At 18.7% G+C, this 23,891-nt stretch carries 19 protein-coding genes and 5 tRNA genes; 6 read left to right on the plus strand and 18 right to left on the minus strand.

Annotation, left to right across the window (positions count from 1 at the left end; translation table 11 throughout):
- The first annotated feature begins 1 nt into the window (after position 1).
- Positions 2-1,150 carry a radical SAM family heme chaperone HemW gene (gene hemW, locus GJT95_RS01390; RefSeq protein ID WP_169785996.1) on the plus strand — a complete coding sequence of 383 codons (1,149 nt, stop codon included), beginning with the start codon at positions 2-4 and terminating at the stop codon, positions 1,148-1,150.
- Here the strand turns inward: hemW and trmB are convergent.
- A complete protein-coding gene (gene trmB, locus GJT95_RS01395; RefSeq protein ID WP_169785997.1) occupies positions 1,133-1,840 on the minus strand; it encodes a tRNA (guanosine(46)-N7)-methyltransferase TrmB in 708 nt (235 codons plus the stop codon). The two genes, hemW and trmB, sit on opposite strands and share 18 nt — an antisense overlap.
- A gap of 73 nt (positions 1,841-1,913) precedes the next feature.
- Between trmB and GJT95_RS01400 the strand changes: the two genes are divergently transcribed.
- The gene (locus tag GJT95_RS01400; RefSeq protein WP_169785998.1) at positions 1,914-2,153 is read left to right on the plus strand and encodes an oxidative damage protection protein; all 240 of its coding nucleotides are present in this window, start codon (positions 1,914-1,916) and stop codon (positions 2,151-2,153) included.
- A gap of 14 nt (positions 2,154-2,167) precedes the next feature.
- Here GJT95_RS01400 and GJT95_RS01405 read toward each other — a convergent pair.
- Together GJT95_RS01405 and GJT95_RS01410 are read right to left on the minus strand one after the other, a co-directional pair.
- Positions 2,168-2,240: transfer RNA gene (locus tag GJT95_RS01405), tRNA-Ala, on the minus strand.
- 16 nt (positions 2,241-2,256) lie between these two features.
- Positions 2,257-2,330, minus strand: a tRNA-Ile gene (locus GJT95_RS01410).
- A gap of 141 nt (positions 2,331-2,471) precedes the next feature.
- On the opposite strand from GJT95_RS01410, the gene rmuC reads away from it, so the two are divergent.
- The 3 genes from rmuC (at position 2,472) to GJT95_RS01425 (ending at position 6,812) form a co-directional block, all read left to right on the plus strand.
- Positions 2,472-3,812 (plus strand): DNA recombination protein RmuC, encoded by a 1,341-nt coding sequence (rmuC, locus tag GJT95_RS01415; protein ID WP_169785999.1) that lies wholly within the window; start codon positions 2,472-2,474, stop codon positions 3,810-3,812.
- 290 nt (positions 3,813-4,102) lie between these two features.
- A complete protein-coding gene (gene asnS / locus GJT95_RS01420; RefSeq protein ID WP_169786000.1) occupies positions 4,103-5,503 on the plus strand; it encodes an asparagine--tRNA ligase in 1,401 nt (466 codons plus the stop codon).
- 91 nt (positions 5,504-5,594) lie between these two features.
- Positions 5,595-6,812, plus strand: a complete 1,218-nt coding sequence (locus tag GJT95_RS01425; RefSeq protein WP_169786001.1) for a porin — start codon at positions 5,595-5,597, stop codon at positions 6,810-6,812.
- Between the two features lie 97 nt (positions 6,813-6,909).
- On the opposite strand, the gene GJT95_RS01430 is transcribed toward GJT95_RS01425, so the two are convergent.
- The 13 genes from GJT95_RS01430 to GJT95_RS01490 all read right to left on the minus strand — a co-directional run bounded on the left by GJT95_RS01430 (position 6,910) and on the right by GJT95_RS01490 (position 20,740).
- The gene (locus GJT95_RS01430) at positions 6,910-7,542 is read right to left on the minus strand and encodes an MBL fold metallo-hydrolase (protein ID WP_169786002.1); all 633 of its coding nucleotides are present in this window, start codon (positions 7,540-7,542) and stop codon (positions 6,910-6,912) included.
- 5 nt (positions 7,543-7,547) lie between these two features.
- The gene (gene rpsA / locus GJT95_RS01435) at positions 7,548-9,203 is read right to left on the minus strand and encodes a 30S ribosomal protein S1 (RefSeq protein WP_169786003.1); all 1,656 of its coding nucleotides are present in this window, start codon (positions 9,201-9,203) and stop codon (positions 7,548-7,550) included.
- A gap of 208 nt (positions 9,204-9,411) precedes the next feature.
- Positions 9,412-10,710 (minus strand): 3-phosphoshikimate 1-carboxyvinyltransferase, encoded by a 1,299-nt coding sequence (gene aroA / locus GJT95_RS01440; RefSeq protein WP_169786004.1) that lies wholly within the window; start codon positions 10,708-10,710, stop codon positions 9,412-9,414.
- A 39-nt stretch (positions 10,711-10,749) separates the two neighbouring features.
- Complete coding sequence (serC, locus tag GJT95_RS01445) at positions 10,750-11,844, minus strand: 3-phosphoserine/phosphohydroxythreonine transaminase (protein ID WP_169786005.1); 1,095 nt, start codon at positions 11,842-11,844, stop codon at positions 10,750-10,752.
- A 41-nt stretch (positions 11,845-11,885) separates the two neighbouring features.
- On the minus strand, positions 11,886-12,989 hold the full coding sequence (rodA, locus tag GJT95_RS01450; protein WP_169786006.1) for a rod shape-determining protein RodA: 1,104 nt from the start codon (positions 12,987-12,989) through the stop codon (positions 11,886-11,888).
- 24 nt (positions 12,990-13,013) lie between these two features.
- A complete protein-coding gene (gene mrdA / locus GJT95_RS01455) occupies positions 13,014-14,888 on the minus strand; it encodes a penicillin-binding protein 2 (RefSeq protein WP_169786007.1) in 1,875 nt (624 codons plus the stop codon).
- Positions 14,889-14,919: 31 nt separating this feature from the next.
- Complete coding sequence (gene holA, locus GJT95_RS01460) at positions 14,920-15,873, minus strand: DNA polymerase III subunit delta (protein WP_169786008.1); 954 nt, start codon at positions 15,871-15,873, stop codon at positions 14,920-14,922.
- A gap of 92 nt (positions 15,874-15,965) precedes the next feature.
- Entirely contained in the window at positions 15,966-18,509 is a 2,544-nt protein-coding gene (gene leuS, locus GJT95_RS01465) for a leucine--tRNA ligase (RefSeq protein WP_169786009.1), read from the minus strand.
- A gap of 63 nt (positions 18,510-18,572) precedes the next feature.
- The gene (ybeY, locus tag GJT95_RS01470; RefSeq protein ID WP_169786010.1) at positions 18,573-19,037 is read right to left on the minus strand and encodes an rRNA maturation RNase YbeY; all 465 of its coding nucleotides are present in this window, start codon (positions 19,035-19,037) and stop codon (positions 18,573-18,575) included.
- A 20-nt stretch (positions 19,038-19,057) separates the two neighbouring features.
- Positions 19,058-20,401 (minus strand): tRNA (N6-isopentenyl adenosine(37)-C2)-methylthiotransferase MiaB, encoded by a 1,344-nt coding sequence (gene miaB, locus GJT95_RS01475; protein ID WP_169786011.1) that lies wholly within the window; start codon positions 20,399-20,401, stop codon positions 19,058-19,060.
- 69 nt (positions 20,402-20,470) lie between these two features.
- Positions 20,471-20,542 (minus strand) — tRNA-Gln (locus GJT95_RS01480).
- Positions 20,543-20,556: 14 nt separating this feature from the next.
- Positions 20,557-20,647, minus strand: a tRNA-Leu gene (locus GJT95_RS01485).
- Between the two features lie 17 nt (positions 20,648-20,664).
- Positions 20,665-20,740: transfer RNA gene (locus GJT95_RS01490), tRNA-Met, on the minus strand.
- A 106-nt stretch (positions 20,741-20,846) separates the two neighbouring features.
- Between GJT95_RS01490 and glnS the strand changes: the two genes are divergently transcribed.
- Positions 20,847-22,499: a glutamine--tRNA ligase gene (glnS, locus tag GJT95_RS01495; protein ID WP_169786012.1), complete on the plus strand. Its 1,653-nt coding sequence runs from the start codon at positions 20,847-20,849 to the stop codon at positions 22,497-22,499.
- Positions 22,500-22,551: 52 nt separating this feature from the next.
- On the opposite strand, the gene fldA is transcribed toward glnS, so the two are convergent.
- Together fldA and GJT95_RS01505 are read right to left on the minus strand one after the other, a co-directional pair.
- The gene (fldA, locus tag GJT95_RS01500; protein ID WP_169786013.1) at positions 22,552-23,064 is read right to left on the minus strand and encodes a flavodoxin FldA; all 513 of its coding nucleotides are present in this window, start codon (positions 23,062-23,064) and stop codon (positions 22,552-22,554) included.
- Between the two features lie 20 nt (positions 23,065-23,084).
- A complete protein-coding gene (locus GJT95_RS01505) occupies positions 23,085-23,867 on the minus strand; it encodes an alpha/beta fold hydrolase (protein ID WP_169786014.1) in 783 nt (260 codons plus the stop codon).
- Positions 23,868-23,891: the final 24 nt, after the last annotated feature.

A 23,891-nucleotide genomic window follows, 5' to 3' on the forward strand; every position in this document is an offset into this window, starting at 1 on the left:
TATGATAAATTTTAATAAATATTATAGTTTATATATTCATATTCCTTGGTGTTTAAAAAAATGTCCTTATTGTGATTTTTTTTCTAAGATTTTAATAAAAAAAAATAAAAAAATACAATTTCAATATATTAATTGTTTATTATTAGATTTAGAAAAAACTTTATCTTTTTTTAAAAAAAAAATTTATATTCAAAGTATTTTTTTTGGTGGAGGAACACCTAGTTTAATACATGAAAAATATATATCTTTTCTTTTAAAAGAAATAAAAAAAAAAGTTTATATATCTAAATTAACTGAAATTACTATTGAAATAAATCCAAATTCTATTTCTGAAAATAAAATTATAAATTATATAGATAGTGGTATTAATCGTTTTTCTATTGGAGTTCAAAGTTTTAATAACAAAAATTTAAAAAATTTAGGTAGATTACATTCTTCAGAAGAAGCTATTAATGCTATTAATATTTTAAAAAAAAATAATATTTCTAATTTTAATATAGATATAATGTATGGCTTACCAGGACAATCATTGAATGATTCGTATCAAGATTTATGTAAAGCTATTTCTTTTAAACCTAACCATATTTCATGGTATCAACTTACTATTGAAAAAAATACTATTTTTGAAAAATATAAACCAAAAAATTTATTAAATGATGATGTTTTATGGAAAATATTTTTACAAGGTAAAAAATTTTTTTCTCGAAATAAATATTTTCAATATGAAATTTCATCTTTTGTAAAAAATTATAAATATAAATGTAAACATAATTTAAATTATTGGTATTTTGGTAATTATTTAGGTATTGGCTGTAACGCACATAGTAAAATTACTTTATTTAATAATAAAATTATTAGAATTATTAAAAATAATAATATTAAACAATATATAAATGGACATTTTATTACTTCTATACACACACTTTTATATAAAGATAAAATATTTGAATTTTTTTTAAATCGTTTTAGATTATATAACAAAATTTACAAAAAAGAATTTGTTGAATTAACAGGTATAAAAATGACAGATATTATATCTTTAATTGATAAAGCATTAAAATTAGGTTATTTAAAAGAATATACCAATTTTTGGTATATAACAAACAAAGGTCATTTATATTTAAATGATTTATTAGAAATATTTATTTAAATAATTTAATTTTTTATATTCTATATAATAAATATTTTTTTTTTTTTCTATTGCTTTATTTAAAAAATTAGTATTTAATGATAATAAATTAAAATTTTCATATATATGTTTATAACAATTAGATTTTTTAAAAGAAAAATAACTTTTATTTAAATTTTCTATATTAGAAATAATACTTTTTTTATAATTATTACAATCAGTAATTACGTATAATATACCATTATTGATTAATTTAGAATAAATTATTTTTATAAAATCTATTTTTAATAATCTTCTTTTTTGATGTTTAATTTTCGGCCATGGGTCAGGAAAATATAATTGAATTATTTTAATTGAATAATTTGGTATCATATTTTTTAATACAAAAAAAACATCATAATAAATTAATTTTAAATTTTTAATTTTATATTGAATAATTTTTTTTAAACATTTAACAATTCCTGGTAGATATACTTCTATACCAATAAAATTATATTGAATATTATTCATAACAATATTAATAATATTATCATCCATACCAAAACCAATATCGATTATTATTGGTAATTTATTATTAAATATTTTATTAAAATTTATTAATTTATTTTTATAATTAATATTAAAAAAATGAAAATATTCATCAAAAAATATTTGTTTAGATTTTTTTAATTTTCTAAAACGACAATTAAAACTTTTAATATAAAAATCCATATAATTTATATAGGTATTAGTTATTAATTAATTTATTATTATATAATAACATTAAAAATGTAAAGAAAAATTTATGACAAAAAAAATATTTTGTATTTATTTTAAAAACAAATTAGAACAATTAAATAAAAAAGTATATCCAGGTAATATAGGAGATATTATATATTATAATATTTCAAAACATGCTTGGAAAAAATGGATAATACATCAAACTAAAATTATTAATGAAAAAAAATTAAATATGACAAATAAAAAACATTTTTCTTTTTTAAAAAAAGAAATGATTAATTTTCTATTTTTAAATAAATCTTAGTTTTGTATATTTTATGGAGCTAAGCGGGATCGAACCGCTGACCCTCTGCGTGCAAAGCAGATGCTCTACCATCTGAGCTATAGCCCCTATAATTTTATTATAATAGGCTTGAGTGGATTTGAACCACTGACCTCACCCTTATCAGGGGTGTGCTCTAACCGTCTGAGCTACAAGCCTGTATATAAATTATATTAAATATATTTTAATTAATTCATATTTATAAATAAAAGTCAATTAAAATATATTTTTTCTTTAAAAGATTAATATTAATTTTTAAAAATTAAATAGAAATTTTATTTCAGGAGTTAATAATTAAAAATGTTTTTTTATCAAAATTATATATTTTTTTTAATATTATTTTTATTTATAATAATATTTTTTTTATATAAAAAAAATCAAAAAAAAAAAAAAAAATATTTAGGCAAAATCATAAAAAAAAATAAAAAATTAGAATTTGAATTAATAAAAAAAATTGAACAAATAGAATTTTTACAAAAATTAAAAATTGAAAATAAAAACTTAAATAAAATAATTTTAAATAAATTAGAAATAATTTTAAATTTAAAAATTAAAATTAAAGAATTAGAAGTTAAGTTAGATGATAATATCATTTTTTTTCAAAAAAAAGAAAAAATAATTATTAAAAATAATAATTATTTAAATATAGAATTTAAAAATTTAGCTAATGAAATTTTAGAAAAAAGTGAAAATAGAATTAATCAATATAATAATCAAAGTTTAAAAAATATTATTTATCCTTTAAATCAAAAATTAGAATCATTACAAAATCAGTTACAAAAAAATTTACATCAAGAATCTTTAGAAAGAAATATATTAACTTATGAAATCAAAAATTTACAAAAATTAAACATAAATATTTCAAATGAAGCTATTAATTTAACAAATGCCTTAAAAGGAAATAATAAAATTCAAGGAATTTGGGGGGAATTAGTATTAAAGAAAATTTTAGAATCTTCTGGATTAAGAAATGGATATGAATATGAAGTACAAAAAAAAATTAAATTAAACAATACAGAAAAAATACAACCAGATGTAATAATTAATCTACCTTATAATAAAAAAATTATTATAGATTCTAAAATGACTTTAATAGCATATGAACGTTATTTCAATACCAATAATAAAATAAAACAAAAAAAAGCATTAAGTGATCATATCATAGCTATTCGTAATCATTTAAAATTATTAAGTAATAAACAATATCAATATTTATCTAATTTAAAAACCTTAGATTATATTATAATGTTTATTCCTATTGAATCTGCATTATCACTAGCTATAAATTATAAACCATCTTTATTATATGAAGCTTTAAAATTAAATATTATGTTAGTTAGCCCTACTACTTTAATGATTTCTTTAAGAACTATAGAAAATTTATGGCGTTTAGAAAAACAAAATAAAAATTCTTTATTAATTGTTGACAAAGCAACAAAATTATATAATAAAATTAGATTATTTGTAGATGATATGTATGTTTTAGAAAAAAATTTAGATAAATTACAAATAAGTTATAATTCAGCTATTAAAAAATTATTTATAGGTAAGGGAAATATAATATCTCAAATTAAAAATTTCAAAAATTTAGGTATTGAAGTAGTAAATAAAATTAATAATAATTTTAAAAATGAAAATTAAAATAATTTTTTATAAAATTACATAATTTATTTAAAATAAATATTAATTTAATTAATAAATAATTTAAAAATAAAAACAAATTTTCGTTGTTATTTAATTTTTTGTAAAAAATTTTTATTTTCAAAAAAAAATTATAAAATATTAAATATTCATATAAAAATAAATAAATTAAATATTTTATATTTAAATAAAAATAATTGAAATTCTAATCTTTATAAATTAAAATATATTAAATAAATATTTTAATATTTAAAATAATTTTTATAAAAATAAGTAAAGAGAAAATAATAATGTGTTTAATTTCTAGTATATCAAACTTAATAACTGGAAAAATTAAGGTTAACAATATAATATCTATAGGAGGATGGGTTCGCAACAGAAGACATTCTAAATTAGGTATTTCTTTTATTAATTTATATGATGGGTCATGTGTAAATGATATACAAATTATTGCTAAAAATACATTAAATAATTATAAAAATGAAATTTTATTTATTACTAGTGGATGTTCTTTAAGTGTTACAGGACAATTAAAAATTTCACTTAAAAATATACAAAATTATGAAATATATGCTACAAAAATAGAAATTTTAGGTTGGGTTAAAAATCCAGGAAAGTATCCTATTTCTCCTAAAAAACATAGTTTAAAATATTTAAGAGAAGTATCTCATTTGCGCTCTAGAACAACAATAATTAGTTGTATAACAAGAATTAGACATAATATAGCATTATTTATACATAATTTTTTACATAAAAAAAATTTTTTTTGGATTAGTACTCCATTAATTACAACTTTAGATACTGAAGGATCAGGTAAAATGTTTAGAGTTTCTATTTTAGATTTAAAAAATTTTAAATACAAAAAAAATATAAATGTTTTTAAAAAAGATTTTTTTGGTAAAGAATCTTTTTTAACTGTTTCTGGACAATTAAATTTAGAAGCTTATGCTTGCTCTATGTCTAAAGTTTATACATTTGGACCCACTTTTAGAGCTGAAAATTCAAATACTAAACGTCATTTAGCTGAATTTTGGATGTTAGAACTAGAAATAGCATTTACTAGTTTAAAATCTCTTATGAAGTTTGCAGAAAAAATGTTAAAAAAAATTTTTGAATATTTTCTTAATTCTCATGAAAATGAAATTATTTTATTGTCTTCTAAAATAGAAAAAAGTTTATTTAATAAAATTGAAAAAATTTTATTAAATAAATTTGATATAATCGAATATACTGAAGCTATCGCAATTTTAAAAAATTGTAAAGAAAAATTTTCTCATTTTATAAAATGGGGTGATGATCTCTCTTTAGAACATGAAAAATATTTAACTAATAAATATTTTAATAATTCAGTAATAATATTTAATTATCCTAAAAATATTAAAGCATTTTATATGTATTTAAATAATGATAATAAAACAGTAGCATCTATGGATATATTATTACCTGACATAGGTGAAGTTATAGGGGGGTCTCAAAGAGAAAGTAGAATACATTTTTTAGATAAAAGATTAAAAGAATTAAAATTAAATAAAGATTATTATTGGTGGTATCGTGATTTGAGAAAATATGGCACAGTACCTCATTCTGGATTTGGTTTAGGTTTTGAAAGATTATTATCTTATATGACTGGTTTACATAATATAAAAGATGTTATTCCATTTCCAAGAACTCCATATAATGCAAAATTTTAAAATTTTTAATAAAATATAAGATAATTTTTTATAAATTTTATTACTAACTGAATTTAAAATAAATGATTATTATTAATAAGGATAAAAAATTATGAGATGTAATATATTTAAAATTTTAATACCTTTATTATTTTCAATTAGTATTGTTCATGCTAACGAAATTTATAATAAAAATGGACAAAAAATGGATTTATATGGATCTTTAGAAATTACTAAAACTTATGCTAATAACAATGCAAATATTTTAAAAAAATATCAAAATACTATATCAAATGTTATTTTAGGATTCAAAGGAATAACAAATATATTTAATAATATTTACGGTTATACTCAATTTGAGTATAGTTTACCAATAAATCAAAAAGAAATAGATAATAATGTTTTTCCATCAATACGATTAGGATTAATTGGTTTAAGTTTTAATAATGGTAATAATTCTATAGATTTTGGAAGAAATTATGGAATATTATATGATGCAACCTCTTATGCAAAAAAAAGTTTATTTTTTACAGATGATTTTATGTACAATAATAATGATAAATTTATGTTTGGAAGAACAAATAATCTTATAACATATAGAAATAAAAATTTTTTTAATTTAATTAAAGGATTAGATTTTACTTTACAATATAAAGGATTATCTTTTTTCAAAGAAAATAATGATTATAATGATGATAAAAACTTAGAAAAAAATCTTTTCATAGATAAAGAAAAAAATAGACAAGGATGGGGAACTTCTATTAAATATAAATTAGGTGATTCTGGAATAAGTTTTATAGGTGCATATTTTAATGCTTTAAAAATAAACAATAAAAGTAATATAATTAATAAAATTATTTTTGTAAAAGAAAAAAATATTAATCATGAACAAGAAAATGATAAAAAAAGTAATGCAATAAAAGCTTTTTCTATTGGAGTTAAATATGAAAAAAATAATATTTATCTAGCTGCTGTATTTAGTGAAGCACAGAATTCATTAATATATTTAGCTGATTATGAATATTTATTTGCTAATAAAATTAGAAATTTAGAAGTTATTGGTCAGTATAAATTTAGTAATGAATTAAAAACTATCGTTTCTTATGTCCAATCAGAAGGAAATAACATACCTATGGGAAGACATTTTGATGGAGGAAATGTAAATTTTGTTAAATATGTATCTATTGATACAATATATAAATTTAGTAAAAATTTATCTGCTTATATAAGTTATCGTATTAATTTATTAAGTAAAAATAATAGATATATAAATACAAATCATATTTTTCATCATAATTTATTTGGAATTGGTTTAATTTATAAATTTTAATTAAAATATTTTTATTTATAATAATACTAGCTATTTCTTAAATTTAATAATTTAATTTTATAAAAAATAAATTCATAGAGATAGTTAGTTAATTAGTTTATTTTAAATACATATTATTTTTTATTTCTCTATAAAAAGAAGTTTTTTCTCCATGACCTGGTAATATAATAATATCTTTTTTATTTTTTAATAAAAACGTCATCTTTTTTATAGAATTTTTTAAAACATAAAAATTACTTTTTGGTAAATCTGTTCTACCCACGCTATTTTTAAAAATAATATCACCTGAAATCATAATTTTATTAGATTTATTAAAAAAAATTATATGACCTGGAGTATGACCAGGACAATGATATACTTGAAAATTAATTTTACCTATAAAAATATTTTGTTTATTTTTTAACCATATATTATTTATAAATATACAATGTGGAAGATTAAAAAGTTTATTTTGTAATTTTATATTTTTTAACCAAAAAATATCATTTTTATGAGGACCTAAAATAGGTATATTTAATATTTTAGATAAAATATAAGCTGCACCAATATGATCTAAATGGCAATGAGTAATCAAAATTTTTTTTATTTTTAATTTATATTTTTTTAATACATTTAAAATTTTTTTATATTCTCCTCCAGGATCAATAAGTGCTGCATTAAATGTTTTTTTACACCATATTAAATAACAATTTTGATAAAAATTTGTAACAGGAATAATTTTATATTTCATATTAGTTATTCACATTTTTTTGCTGCTTTAAAAGCTTCTGTCATAATATTAGAAAAATTATTATTATTTTTTTTTATGATTTTATTTTCTATTAATTTAATATTAATAATTACATTAACTATTCTAGTTTTACGATCAATATTATTGATTTTACCTTCTAATTTTTGCCCTATTTTAAAATATTTTATAATGTTTTCAATTTTATAATTTTTATATTCATTTAATTTAACATTACCGAATATACCATTATTAAATTTTAATTTAATATTTTTATTATCTATATTTATAATAGTACCTGTAACTAAATTATTTTTCTTATACTCTATAAAATAATAATTTAAAGGATCTTCTATTAATTGTTTAATTCCTAAAGAAATTCTTTCTCTTTCTGGATCTACTTGTAAAAGTATAGCAGTAATATTTTCATTTTTTTTATATTTATGTATTTCATTTTCTCCATTATTTATCCATGATAAATCAGACAAATGTACTAAACCATCTATACCTCCATTTAAACCAATAAAAATTCCAAAATCTGTAATTGATTTAATTTTACCATTAACATGGTCACCTTTTTTATAATTTTTAGCAAATTCTAACCAAGGATTAATAGTACATTGTTTAATTCCTAAAGAAATTCTTCTTCTTTCTTCATCAATATCTAACACCATAACTTCAACTTTATTATTAATAGATACTATTTTTGTAGGATGTACATTTTTATTTGTCCAGTCCATTTCAGATACATGTACTAATCCTTCAATACCTTCTTCAATTTCTACAAAACATCCATAATCTGTTAAATTAGTTACACGACCTATTAATTTGCTATTTTCTGGATAACGTTTAGATATAGATTTCCATGGATCTTCTCCTAATTGTTTTAACCCTAATGATACTCGTACTTTTTCTTTATCAAATTTTAATATTTTAACTTTAATATTATCTCCAATATTTACAATTTCACTAGGATGTTTTACTCTTTTCCATGCCATATCTGTAATATGTAAAAGTCCATCAACACCACCTAAATCAACAAATGCTCCATAATCAGTAAGATTTTTTACTAATCCATTTATTTTCATTCCTTCATATATAGTATTAAGCAATAAATTTCTTTCAACACTATTTTCTGATTCTATTACTGCTTTTCTAGATATAACTACATTATTTCTTTTTTTATCTAATTTTATAACTTTAAAATCTAATTCTTTACCTTCTAGATGAGAAGTATCTCTAATTGGTCTAATATCAATTAAAGAACCTGGTAAAAAAGCTCTAATACTATTAAGATCTACTGTAAATCCTCCCTTAACTTTGCCATTAATAATACCTTTAATATTATTTTTATTTATATTAGCTTGTTCTAAAAATAACCATGCTTCATGTCTTTTTGCTTTTTCTCTAGATAAAATGGTTTCACCAAACCCATCTTCTATTGAATCTAATGATACATCTACAATATCTCCTATTTTTATTTCAAGTTCACCTTTTATATTTTTAAATTGTGTAATTGGAATATAAGATTCTGATTTTAATCCTGCATCTACTAAAACAATATCTTTTTCAATAGCAATAACGATTCCGGGAATAATTGATCCTAAATTAATAATTTTATTTTTTAGTGATTTTTCAAATAATTTAGCAAAACATTCATTCATATTAGTAACTTTTAAATATATAAAAATAAATATAAACTTAAATCATTTAAGTATTATTTATTAGAAAACTCATATATTCCTTTTATGAGAAAATTAAATATTATATACATAATATATATGTATATAACATTAATAATTTTTTTCTGCAACTATATATAATATATTATTATTTTTAATGTTTTAAATTGTTTAATTATTAAATTAATATTTAATGATAAATACTAATTTTTTTAAATTCTGTAAAAAATTTTGGATATGTCTTAGAAGTACAATTAGGATTAATAATACTTACAGAATTATTTGATAATGATAATAATGAAAAACACATAGCTATACGATGATCATTATAAGTTTCAATAACAGTTTTTTTTATATATTTAGGAGGTTTTATTATAATAAAATCTTTACCTGTAATAATATTAGCTCCAGTTTTTTTTAATTCATTAGACATTGCTATAAGACGATCAGTTTCTTTTACTCGCCAATTATATATATTTTTAATAATTGTAGTTCCTTTAGCAAATAAACCAACTATAGCTAATGTCATAGCTACATCTGGAATATCATTTAAATCCATATTAATAGATTTTAAAGTATTTTTTGTACAACTAATATAATTAGGGCCATAAGATATTATGGCTCCCATTTTTTTTAAAATATTAACATATTTTATATCTCCTTGAATACTTTTTTTATTTAAATTTTTTAATAATACAGTACCTCCTTTAATTGCAGCTGCTGCTAAAAAATATGATGCAGAAGATGCATCCCCTTCTATAATATATTTTTTTGGAGAAATATATGTTTGTTTGCCAATAATTTTAAATTGTTTATAATTATTATTTTGTACATTAATACCAAAAATTTTCATTAATTTAATAGTTATATCTATATATGGTTTTGATACTAAATTACCTTTTACATTAATTAATGTATTATTATTTAATAATGGGCTTATAATTAATAAAGAAGTTAAAAATTGACTAGAAATAGAACCATCTATTATAAGATTATTATTATAATAATTTTGGAAACCTCCTTTTAAATGTATAGGTGGAAAATATTTTTTTTCTATATATTTAATTTTAGCACCACCACTTTTTAATGTATCTACAAGATGTTTAATAGGTCGTTCTTTCATCCGAGGTTCCCCTGTTAAAATAACATCACATTGATTATTTAATGATAATAATGCTGTTAATGGTCTTATTACAGTTCCTGCATTTCCTAAAAATAATTTTATTTTTTTTTTAGGTTTAAAATATCCATTATTACCTATAATAAAACAATTTGTTTTATTATTTGATAAATTATAACTAATTCCTAATCGTTGTAATGTTTTTAACATGTATTTTACATCATCACTATTTAATAAATTTACTAATTTAGTATTTCCTTTTGCTATAGCAGATAATAATAAAACTCTATTTGAAATGCTTTTTGATCCAGGTAAAGTTATAGAACCTTGAATTTTATGTACTGGTTTTAAAATTAAAATATTTTTCATAATATATTAACTAATTAAATTTTAAAACAATAATAACATTTATACATAATTTTTTTCAAAATCATTCATAAAATCTATTAATATTTTTACGCCTTCTATAGGCATAGCATTATATATAGATGCTCTTATACCTCCTACAACTTTATGTCCTTTTAAATAAAATAATCCATTTTCTTGAGCTTTTTGTAAAAAAATTTTTTCTTTTTTTTTATCTTTTAAGTAAAAAGTAATATTTGTTATAGATCTGTTACAAGGTTCTATTTTATTTATATAAAAATTACTATTATCTATAGCAGAATAAAGTAATGTTGATTTTTGTTTATTTATTTGACTAATATATTTTATTCCACCTATTTTTTTTAACCATTTTAAAATTAATCCAGATAAGTATAACGAAAATGTAGGAGGTGTATTAAACATTGAATTGTATTTAGAAATTATTTGGTAATCTAATACCGAAGGTATTTCTTGGCGTTTTTTACGATTATTAAATATTAGATCTTTTCTTATAATTATCAAAGTTAATCCAGATGTACCAAGATTTTTTTGTGTACTAGCATATATTAATCCATAATTCTTTATATCTATTTCTTTTGCAAGAATTGAAGATGATAAATCTGCTATAATAATTTTATTTTCTAATGTAGGTTCTTGATTAATTGCAATACCTTCTATAGTTTCGTTAGGACAATAATGTATATATTTTGAATTTTTATTTAGAATCCAATCTTCCATTTTTTTTATATAAAATATACCATTTTTTTTTTTTACTGGATTAATAATATTAGGTACACAATACTTTTTTGCTTCTTTTATTGCTTGCAAAGACCAATGACCAATATTTGCATAATCAGCTGTTTCATTATAAAATAATAAATTCATAGGTATTGCTGCAAATTGTGTTCTAGCTCCTCCTTGACAAAATAATATATCATATTGTGATGGAATATTAATTAACTCACGTAAATCTTGTTTAATATTTTGTAGTAAATTGATAAAATCATTACTACGATGACTAATTTCCATAACTGAAAAATTTAGATTATTCCAATTTATTAATTCATCTTGTGCTTGTTTTAAAACTTCATAAGGTAAAGTAGCAGGTCCAGGACTAAAATTAAATATTTTTTTCATATTTATAATCCTTATTTTTAATTTATTAAAAAAATTTTTATTCAAATTTTACTACTATAAGTATACATAGACATAATAATTCCAAAATTAGCCATAATAACTACTAGAGATGTCCCTCCATAACTAAGTAATGGCAAAGGAATACCTACTATCGGTAATAATCCACTTACCATACTAATATTAATAAATACAGATAAAAATAACATACATGTTATTCCACTAATTATTAATTTATTAAAAAAATGATAACATTGAAAAGATAAATATAAACTTCTTCCTATTAACAATAAATATAAAGAAATAATTAATAATGCGCCTACAAAACCAAATTCTTCTGCTAATACAGAAAATACAAAATCAGTATGTTTTTCTGGTAAAAAATTTAATTGTGTTTGTGTTCCTTGTAACCATCCTTTACCAAATATACCTCCAGAACTAATTGCAGTTTTTGATTGAAAAATATGATATCCTATTCCTAATACATCATAATGTGATTTTAATAACATTAACATTCTTTCTCTTTGATAATCATGTAATAAAAATATCCATGCAAAAGGAAGAAAAATAATGAATATAATAGTACTGTTTATAATTATTTTCCAAGATAATCCAGATAAAAACAAAATAATAATACCAGATAAACTAATTAATATTGCAGTACCTAAATCTGGTTGTTTTGCTACTAATATTGTAGGTATTAATATAAGAATTATAATTTTTAAAAATGTTTTTATATGAATAGGATATTTATTTTTATTAATTATATGAGCAATTACTAAAGGAACAGCTATTTTTGCTATTTCAGAAGGTTGAAATTTAATAAAATATATATTTAACCATCTTTGTGCACCTTTTGTAATATGTCCACCAAATTCTACAGCAATTAATAAAATAATACAAAACCAATAAAATAAAAAAGAATATTTTTCGTAAATATCTGGAGGAATTTGTGCTGCTATAAACATAGTTATAAAACCTATAAAAATTTGTATTAATTTATGTTTTATAAAAATGTGACGATATATACCAGTTGAACTCCATGTTATAAATAAACTAATTATTAAAATAAATGTTATTAATATTAATAAGATTAAATCTATATGTAATATAGAAGGAAGAAAAGAATTATTATTTTTTTTTTTCATAATTAAAATGTATAATTTTATGTTTTAATTTAAAAATTTTTCTTTATGTATAAAAATATAATCCCAAATTTTTCTTGAAATATCTCCAACTGAGATGCTATTATCACTATTTTCTATAATTATAGTCATAGCAATTTTAGGATTATTAAATGGAGCAAAAGATATTAGAAGTTTATGATCTCTTAATTTTTTTTCTATTGTATTAATATTATAATTTTTTTTCTTTTTAAGATTAAAAACTTGTGCAGTTCCTGTTTTAGCTGCTACTTGATAATTTTTTACTGTAGAAAAATAATTATAAATAGTACCATTTTTTTTATTGACTACATTATACATTCCTTTTTTTATTATATTCCAATATTTTATTGGTAAATTAATTACTCTTTTATATTTTGGTGGTAAATAATAAGAAAAAATCTTATTTAATTTTTTCTTTTTTAAAAGATGTAAGGGTATACTGACACCATTATTAACTAATATAGTTAGTGAATTATGTATTTGTATAGGAGTAGAATTCCAGTAACTTTGTCCAATACCTACGGAAATAGTATCTCCTATATACCAAGGTATTTGTATATTTTTAAGTTTCCATTCTTTAGTAGGCATATTACCTATTTTTTCATTAAAAAGATCAATGTTTGTTAATTTACCATAACCGAATTTTATCATCCATTTATGAATTTTATTAATTCCTATGTTATAAGCTAATTTATAAAAAAAAGAATCAGATGATTCTTGTAATGCTTTAGTAACATTTAAATATCCATGACCAAATTTTTTCCAATCTTTATATATTGTATTTAATTTAGGAATTTTCCACCATCCAGGATCAAATAAAATTGTATGTTCATCTATTAAATTTAATTTTAATGCTATTAAAGCAATATATGGTTTTACAGTAGAAGCAGGAGGATAAATTCCTTGAATAGTTCTATTAATTAAAATATCATCATTACTTTTTAATAAAAAAGTTATATTATTTTTTTTAAAATTATTTATAAAAATATTAGGATCAAAACTAGGAGTTGATACCATAGCTAAAATTTCTCCATTTCTTGTATCACTAATAATAACAGCACCTTTTTTATCACTCATTAATGAGTGAATATAGTTTTGTAAATAATAATCAATAGTTAAATAAATATCACTACCTGTATATGCTTTTTTTTTACATATATCATATGAATATATACCTTTATTATTTACTGCAATTTTTTGATAACCAGGGATGCCATATAATGTATTTTCATAATATTTTTCAATACCATTAATACCTTTATCAGAAATATCATTATAATTTTTTACAGAATTTTTATTTTTAAAAATATTTTTTTTTTTATGGTCTATTAAATTGATATAACCTACTACGTGAGCAAAAATATCACTTTGAGGATAAAAACGTTTTTGATAAATTTTTAATGATATATTAGAAAATCTAAATTTATTTACTAAAAATTTTGATATTTGTATATTATCTAAATCAATTTTTAATTTAATTAATTTAAAAGGATTATTTTTTTTTTGTTTTTTTATAAAATTTAGAACATCACATTGATTAACATCTAATTTTAGTATTTTTTGAAAAATAATAAAATTTTTACAAAAATCTTTTAGATTATTATATTTAATTGTAATTTGATAAAAATTTTTATTTTTAGCTAAAATAATACCATTTCTATCATAAATTAATCCCCTATTAGGTTTTAAAAAAAAAAATCCGATATAGTTTTGTTCTGCTTGTAATTTATATTTTTTATAAGATTTTATTTGTAAATAATATAAATTATATATTATAACAACTATAAATATTGAAAATATTTTAATTAATATTTTAATTCTTTTTGTGAGAATTTTTAATTTTATTGTATTATTGTGTAAAAAATTATAATTTACATTCATAATTACTTATACCTATATAATTAAAAATATTTTATGACATTAATAAAATTAATTTTTCTAAATCTATCCAAAAATGTTTTTCTGTATAATCTTGTATTATAAAACTTTTAAGATTTATTTCAATTTCTAGCAATAATTTAATTATTAAATATAATTTTTGAGAATTTATTCTATTTAATATTTTTATAAAAATTTTTTGTTTTGATATAGGTATTAAAAATTTTTTAAAAATTAAATTGGTAGAATTTTTTTGATAATTTCTATATAATTCTAGAATTAGAAAAATATTTTTTTGTAATTTATTTAAAATTAGAAAAATATTTTGTTTATTATTTTTCATTTGTATTATTAGTTGAAAACTATTTTTTAAATCACCTAATAAAATAAAATCAATAAATTTTTCTTCTTTTAATAAAATTAGATTATTAAAATAATATTTATAAATAAAATTATTTATATAATTATGATTTTTTTTTTTTTGTATAGAAATATTATTAATTAATTGATTTAATAAAGTTAAATTTTTTGAATAAGAATTTTTTAACATAAAAATTATATTTTTATCTATAGATAAATTTAATTTTTTAAAACGAAAATTAATCCAATTTAATAATTGATTATTACTTAATCTATTATTTTTTAAAAAAAAACCATTATTGTTAATAATATTTTTTATTACTTTTTCTATATTAGAATTAATATAATCATGAATTTCTAAAATAAGAATATTATTAATGTCTATATATTTTAATAAATGTAAAACATAATTTTTAAAATTTAAAAAAATATCTTTATTTAAAAAAAGTAAATGTATTATTTTTTTTTTACAAAAAAAATCATTTATAGTAAATTTAAAAAAAATATTACTCCAAATTGTATTATTATCTATAATAATAACATTATTTTTAATATAATTTAAATCTAGTAATTTATTAAATAATAAATTTAAATTTTTTTTTAAAAAAAAAAATTCATTACCTGCCATAATATAGCAAAAATACTTTTTATTATAAATATTTTTGTAAAAATTATTAAATAATTTCTGATTCATTTTTTATTTTTCGTAAATAAATTTTGTTATTTTTTTGTTACTATATTAAAAACCTTATGTGGTACATATATTGTTTTTATTATTTTAATATTGATTAAAAATTTAGAAATTTTATCATAAGATAATATATATTTTTTTATATTATTATCTTGATTATGATATTTTTTTGGAATTGAAAGAATATATTTTTTTTTTCCATTAATTTGTATAATAATATTAAAATTTTGTTTTATTTTTGTGTTAATGTTTTTAATAACTGGCCATAATTGATGATCTATATCATTATTTTTCCCCATATATTTCCATAATACAAAACAAATATGAGGTGCAAAAGGATATAACATTTTTAATATGATTAATAATCCATCAAAAATAATAATATAATCAAGATTATTATCTATTTTATATTTTGTAATTTTTTTAAATAAAATTATTATAGAAGATATTACAGTATTAAAAGACTGATCTTTTTCAAAATTATTTGTTACATTAATAATAGTTTTATTTATACAATCTTGAATAATAAGTTGTTGTTTATTATATTGAATTAATTCTTGATTTTTTTTAATTTTTAGATAATTTTTATATTTTTGATTATATTTATAAATAAATTTCCATAATTTATTTAAAAATCTATACATTCCTTTTATTCCCGATTCTTTCCATTCTAAATTCATAGTTGGAGGTGCTGCAAACATAATAAACATACGTAAGGTATCAGCTCCATATTTTTCAATTATATCTTGAGGATTAATACCATTATTTTTAGATTTTGACATTTTTATCATGCCATGATAAACTAATTTTTTACCTTTTTTGTTAATAAAAATATTATTTTTTTTATCAAAAATAACATTTTTTAATTTAACCCAATGATATTTTTTTTTATTATCTATATAATAATAAGAATCAGATAAAACCATTCCTTGACATAATAAATTTTTGACTGGTTCATCAATATATAATAAACCAATATCTCTCATTAATTTATGAAAAAAACGAAAATACATCAAATGCATTATAGCATGTTCTATACCTCCAATATATTGATCAACAGGTAACCAATATTTAGCTTTTTTTTTATTTATCATACTTTTTTTTTCATTATTGCAAGTATATCTTGCATAATACCATGAAGATTCAATAAAAGTATCAAATGTGTCAGTTTCTATTTGTCCCTTTATACCTTTGTTATTATAAGAAAACCATTTTAAATTTTTTTTAATTTTTTGATTATAATTTTCATTTATATTTTCATTAAAAAATTTTTTAGGAAAAACTAAAGGTAAATCATTTTCTTTAAAAGGTAAAATTTTTTTATTATTTTGTATAATAATAGGTATAGGTGTACCCCATAAACGTTGTCTAGAAATACTCCAATCTTGTAAATGATAATGTTTTTTATAACATGCAAATTTATTTGTAATTAAATTATGAATTAATTCATTATTATTTTTAGTATTTTTTGAAACATGTAATAATTTTTTCATTTTAAAAAAAAGAAAATTATATTTTTTAGAAAATATTAAATCTTTTTCATTATATGCCGGTATACCAGCTATTGCATTAATTGTTGTAATATTTGTTAAATAATTAACAATAATTATTGGTATTTTTTTTTTTATCAAAATATTATATGCAAATAGATTACTGTTAAAATCTATTATTTTAATAGATGAAAATTTATTATTTTTAATAAGATTATTAAATGAACATTTTGTAATAAAATTTTTAATATTTATATCATTTATAAAATTTTTACATATAGGATGATTATATAAAATTTTAATAAAAACGATGTCATTAATATAATTAATATATTTTGTTTCTATAAAAACATTAAATTGATAATTAATATTTTCAATTTTAAAAAAAAGATCTATACCTTCTTTTTTACCAATCCAATGTTTTTGCATATCTTTTACTTTTTTAGGCCATCCGTTTAATTTTTTTAAATCATTAAGTAATTCTTCAGCATAATGAGTAATTTTTAAAAACCATTGTTTAACTAATTTTTTTTGTACAATACTATTACATCTCCAACAACAATTATTAATAACTTGTTCATTTGCTAAAATTGTTTTATCTATATTACACCAATTAACTAAAGCATTTTTTTTATATGCTAAACCTAATTTGTATAATTTTAAAAAAAACCATTGTTCCCAATGATAATAATTAGGATCACATGTTGTTATTTCTCTATCCCAATCAAAACTAAATCCTAATAATTTTAATTGTTTTTTCATATCTAAAATATTATTTTTAGTCCATACATAAGGAGAAATATTATTTTCATTTGCTGCTATTTCAGCTGGCAAACCAAAAGAATCCCAACCAATTGGATGTAAAACATTTTTTCCTTGCATACGTTGATATCTTGCTATAACATCTCCTATTGTATAGTTACGCACATGTCCCATATGTAATTTACCTGATGGATAAGGCAACATAGAAAGACAATAAAATTTAGGTTTATTATAATCTTCAGTTACTTTAAAAGTTTTTTCTAAATGCCATTTTTTTTGTACATAAGATTCTATTTTTTTAGGAGAATATTTTTTTTTCATATCAAAAAAATTCCTGAATATATTTTAAAAACATTTTATTATAAAAAAAATATTTTATATTAATTATAATAATTCATATGGGTTTTTATAACCAAGTAAATTAAGTATATTAATTTCTTTTATTTGCATTATACATGTTTCTTGAATATTTTTATGATCATATTTTAACAAATGTAAACATGCATGTATAATCATGTGAGCCCAATGAGCATTTAATAACTTTTTTTGTAAAAAAGATTCATGTTCAATAATTTCCTTACATAAAATTATTTCTCCTAATAATGTTTTTTTTAAAAAATTATTTTTATCTAAAAAAGATAAAACATTTGTAGGTTTAGAAATTTGAAAATATTTTTTATTAAGTTTTTGAATATAATCTATTTCTACAATAGAAATTGTAATTTCAATTTTTTTTATATTAGTTTTCATAAATATTATTTTTAACCAATATAAAATATCATTTTTATATGGTATTTGATCATTATTTTTACAGAAATTATAATAATTTAAAATAATACTTAATTTCATAAATCATAGATAATTACATACTATATATCATCATATATAGATATAAATTTTCCATATAAAGAATATATATTAGAATCAATAATTTTTATTTTAACAAATTTACCAATATAATTTTTAGAATTTGTAAAAAAAACTATTCTATTATTTTCAGTTTTACCAAAATATTTATGATTTTGAAAAGAAAAACCTTCAACTAAAATTATCTGAATAGTATTAATCATTTTTAAACTAAATTTTTTAGTTTGTTGTTTAATATAATATTGAAGTAAATGTAACCTTTTTTTTTTATCTATAATACTAATATTATCTTTCATTTTACTAGCTGGAGTTCCAGGTCTAGATGAATAAATAAAACTAAAACTCATATCTAAATCTAAATCTAATATTAAAGAAATAGTATTATTAAAATCTTCTTCATTTTCTCCAGGGAAACCAACAATAAAATCTGAACTAATCTGTATTAATGGTCTAACATTTCTTAATTTATTTATAATTCTTGTATATTCTTCAATATTATATTGTCTCTTCATAAGATATAAGATTTTATCAGAACCACTTTGCACTGGTAAATGTATAAAATTTACTAATTGAGGAATTGTTTTATATATATTTATTAGTTCATCAGAAAAATATTTTGGATGATTTGTAGTAAATCTAATTCTTTTTATATTTTTTATTTCTGCAATTAATTTTAATAATTTTGTAAATGTATAATATTTTTTATATTTTTTATCGAAATATTTATAAGCATTAACATTTTGTCCTAATAAATATATTTCTTTCACTCCTTGAGAAGCTAAATGTTTAATTTCTAAAATAATATCTTTATAAGGTCTACTAATTTCTTTTCCTCTTGTATAAGGCACTATACAATAAGTACAATATTTATTACATCCTTCTATAATAGTAATAAAAGAACTTACTTTTTTTGTTTTACTAAAAGGGAAAAATTTAAATTTTTCAATTTTAGGGAAACTAATATCAATTAAATATTTTTTAAATTGACGTATCTTATATATCATTTTAGGTAATCTATGAAAAGTTTGAGGTCCAAAAATAATATCTATATAATATGCTCTTTCTAAAATTTTTTTACCTTCTTGTGAAGCAACACATCCACCTACACCTATAATGATATTAGGATTATTTTTTTTTAAACTTTTCCATCTTCCTAATTGATGAAAAAGTTTTTCTTGTGCTTTTTCTCTAATAGAACAAGTATTTAATATTAAAATATTGGCATTTGTTACTGATGTAGTAATTTTACAATTTAATTCATTTTTCATAATATCAGCTATCTTAGAAGAATCATATTCATTCATTTGACAGCCCCAAGTTTTAATATATAATTTATTTTTTAACATAATTTATTAATTAAATAATTTTTTTATTTTTAAATTTTAGAAAAATGAAAAAAATAAGTATATTTTTACCTGGGGTACCTGGATTTGAACCAGGGATGCCGGTATCAAAAACCGGTGCCTTAACCACTTGGCTATACCCCATATTTTTTTATTTATGCGGAAGACGAGACTTGAACTCGTACTATATTTTTATCTAAATAGCCAGAACCTAAATCTGGTGCGTCTACCAAATTCCGCCACTTCCGCTTTCGCTAATTATTTTTTAGCTACGATGGGAATTGAACCCATGACCTCAGCGTTATGAGTGCTGTGCTCTAACCAAAACTAAGCTACGTAGCCAATAATTATATTTACATTATGTAATATAATAAAGTATAACGTCAACTTAAATTTATTAATTTAAGTATAAAATTTAAATTAAATTTGTGAAAAGAGTAAAATAAATATGTGTAGAAATAATAATTTTTATAAAAAAAATTTTATTTTTAAAATTATCCACAATGATTTAAAAAATAAAAAATATAATTTTATATGTACTAGATTTCCTCCAGAACCTAATGGTTATTTACATATAGGACATATTAAATCTATATGTTTAAATTTTTCTATAGCAAAATTTTATGGAGGAAATTGTTTTTTGAGAATTGATGATACTAATCCAACAACTGAAAATATTAAATATATTAATTCTATAAAAAAAGATTTGATTTGGTTAGGATTTAAATGGGATCATAAAATTAAATATTCATCAGATTATTTTGATATGATATATAAATATGCAATAGAATTAATTAATAAAAATTTAGCTTATGTTGATGAATTAAGTATACAAGAAATTAAATCTTATAGAGGTACTTTATCAGTACCTGGTAAAGATAGTCCTTATAGGAATCGTTCAATAAAAGAAAATTTAAAATTATTTCATAATATGCGTTTAGGTAATTTTTCTGAAGGAAGTATGTCTTTACGTGCAAAAATAGACATGAAATCAAAAATAATTATAATGAGAGATCCTGTTTTGTATAGAATTAAATTTCAAAAACATCACCAAACTGGTAAAAAATGGTGTATATATCCTACTTATGATTTTTGTCATTGTATATCTGATTCAATTGAAGGAATAACACACTCTTTATGTACTTTAGAATTTCAAGATAATAAAATATTATATAATTGGATACTCAATAATATCAGTGTTAAAAACTATCCTAAACAATATGAATTTTCAAAATTACAAATTGAATATGGAATAACTTCAAAAAGAAATATTAGATTATTAATTAAAAATAAAATAGTTGATGGATGGGATGATCCTCGTTTATTAACTATTTCTGGTTTACGCAGAAAAGGATATACAGCTTTATCGTTAAAAAATTTTTGTTATCGTATAGGAGTAACAAAACAAAATAATATTATACAATTATCTTATTTAGAATTTTGTATAAAAAAAGAATTAAATCAAATCGCTCCAAGAGCAATGGCAATACTTAGACCTTTAAAAATTATTATTGATAATTTTCCTGTTAATAAAAAAATAAAATTATTAATCCCTAATCATCCATTTAATAAAAATATGGGTTATAGAATTATTTATTTTACAAAAGAAATATATATAGATATTTTAGATTTTTCAGAAGAAGAAAAAAAAGATTATAAAAGATTAATTTTAGGTAAAAAAGTAAAATTAAGATATTCATTTGTAATTAAAGCTAATAAAGTTATTAAAAACAGTAATGGAAATATTATTTGTGTATATTGTACATACTATCAAAATACATTAGGAATTAAAATAGATAAAAAAGATCAAAAAATAAAAGGGATAATTCATTGGATATCTTGTCTTAATTCTCAACCAGTTTTATTTTATTTATATAAAACTTTATTAAAAAAAAAATGTATTAACAATACAGATAATATTTTATCTTATATAAATAAGAAATCATTATTAATATATAATGGTTTTATAGAAAAAAATTTATTAAAAGAACAAAAAAAAAAACATTTTCAATTTGAAAGAGAAGGATATTTTTATTTTGATAAAAAAAATTCTAATAAAAAACAAATAATTTTTAATCAAATATTATCATTTAGATCATAACAATTAGATTAAAATCAATTATATTAAAAATAATATAATTGATTTTAAATAATTAAAGATTTAATTCATTAGAAATTTGTTTAGTCCAAGTTATGATACGTGAATTAGTTAATTCTGATTGTCTGTCTTCATCTATAGTTAATCCTAAAAAATAATCTTTATTTTTTAGACTTTTAGTATTCGAAAAATAATAACTTTTTGTTGGCCAATATCCTACAATATTTCCTTTATTAGTTTTAACTATATTATAAATAACACTTATAGCATCACAAAAATATTCTCCATAATCTTCTTGATCACCACAACCAAATAAACATAAATTTTTATTTTTAAAACTAATTTTTTGTAAAATTGGTAAAAAATCATCCCAATCACATTGAACTTCACCATAATACCATGTGGGTACTCCAAATATAAGTATATTATATTTTTCAATATCTTTTTTTTCTATTTTAGCAATATCAAATACTGAAGCAATATTATGACCTAATTGTTTTTGTATATTAAAAGCAACATTTTCAGTATTTCCTGTATCACTACCAAAAAAAATACCTATCTTTGACATTTTATTTTTATCTCAAAATATTATTTATAACATAATTTTCTAATTAAATTAAATATTAATTTTATATTTTCAATATGTAATAAATGACCAACATTAGGAATATTATATATTCTAGCATTAGGAAATTGAGAAAATATATTAGTATAATTAATTTTATTTATGTAATTTGATTTTTCTCCTTTTAAAAAAAAAATATTTCCTTTCCATACAGAAAAAAGTGGATTCCAATTTAATATATTATTATATTCATTTTTTATAATAGATAAATTAAATTCCCATTTTCCATTTTTAAATGTTTTTAACAATAAATTTATAATAAATTTATTGTTAATGAAAGATTTTAGTAATTTAAACGCATCTTTTCTAAAAAATATTTTTTTTTTGTATACTTCTTCTAATGCAAAAAAAATATTTGTTTTATTAAATTTATATTTAACAGGTGCTATATCTAAAATAATAATAGTTTTAATAAAATTAAATGGTATAAATTTAGTAAGATTCATAGCTATTTTTCCTCCTATAGAATGTCCAATAAAAATAAGATTTTTTTTAATATTTAAAAAATTCAATGTATCCAATACATCTTGTGATAAAGATATATAATCCATTTTTTTATTTTGAGGAGATAAACCATGATTTCTAATATCTAATAATAAAACTTTAAATTTTGTTTTATGAAATAAAAATTTACCCATTAAATATAAACTTTTTTTATTACCAAATAATCCATGTAACATAACAATATTATGTTTATTTTTAATAAATATATTTTCATTAGAAATAAATAAATAACTTAAAATCATATATAACTAAATTTATTAAAAAAA

The sequence above is a fragment of the Enterobacteriaceae endosymbiont of Donacia crassipes genome, from assembly GCF_012569785.1.
Classification (GTDB): Bacteria; Pseudomonadota; Gammaproteobacteria; order Enterobacterales; family Enterobacteriaceae.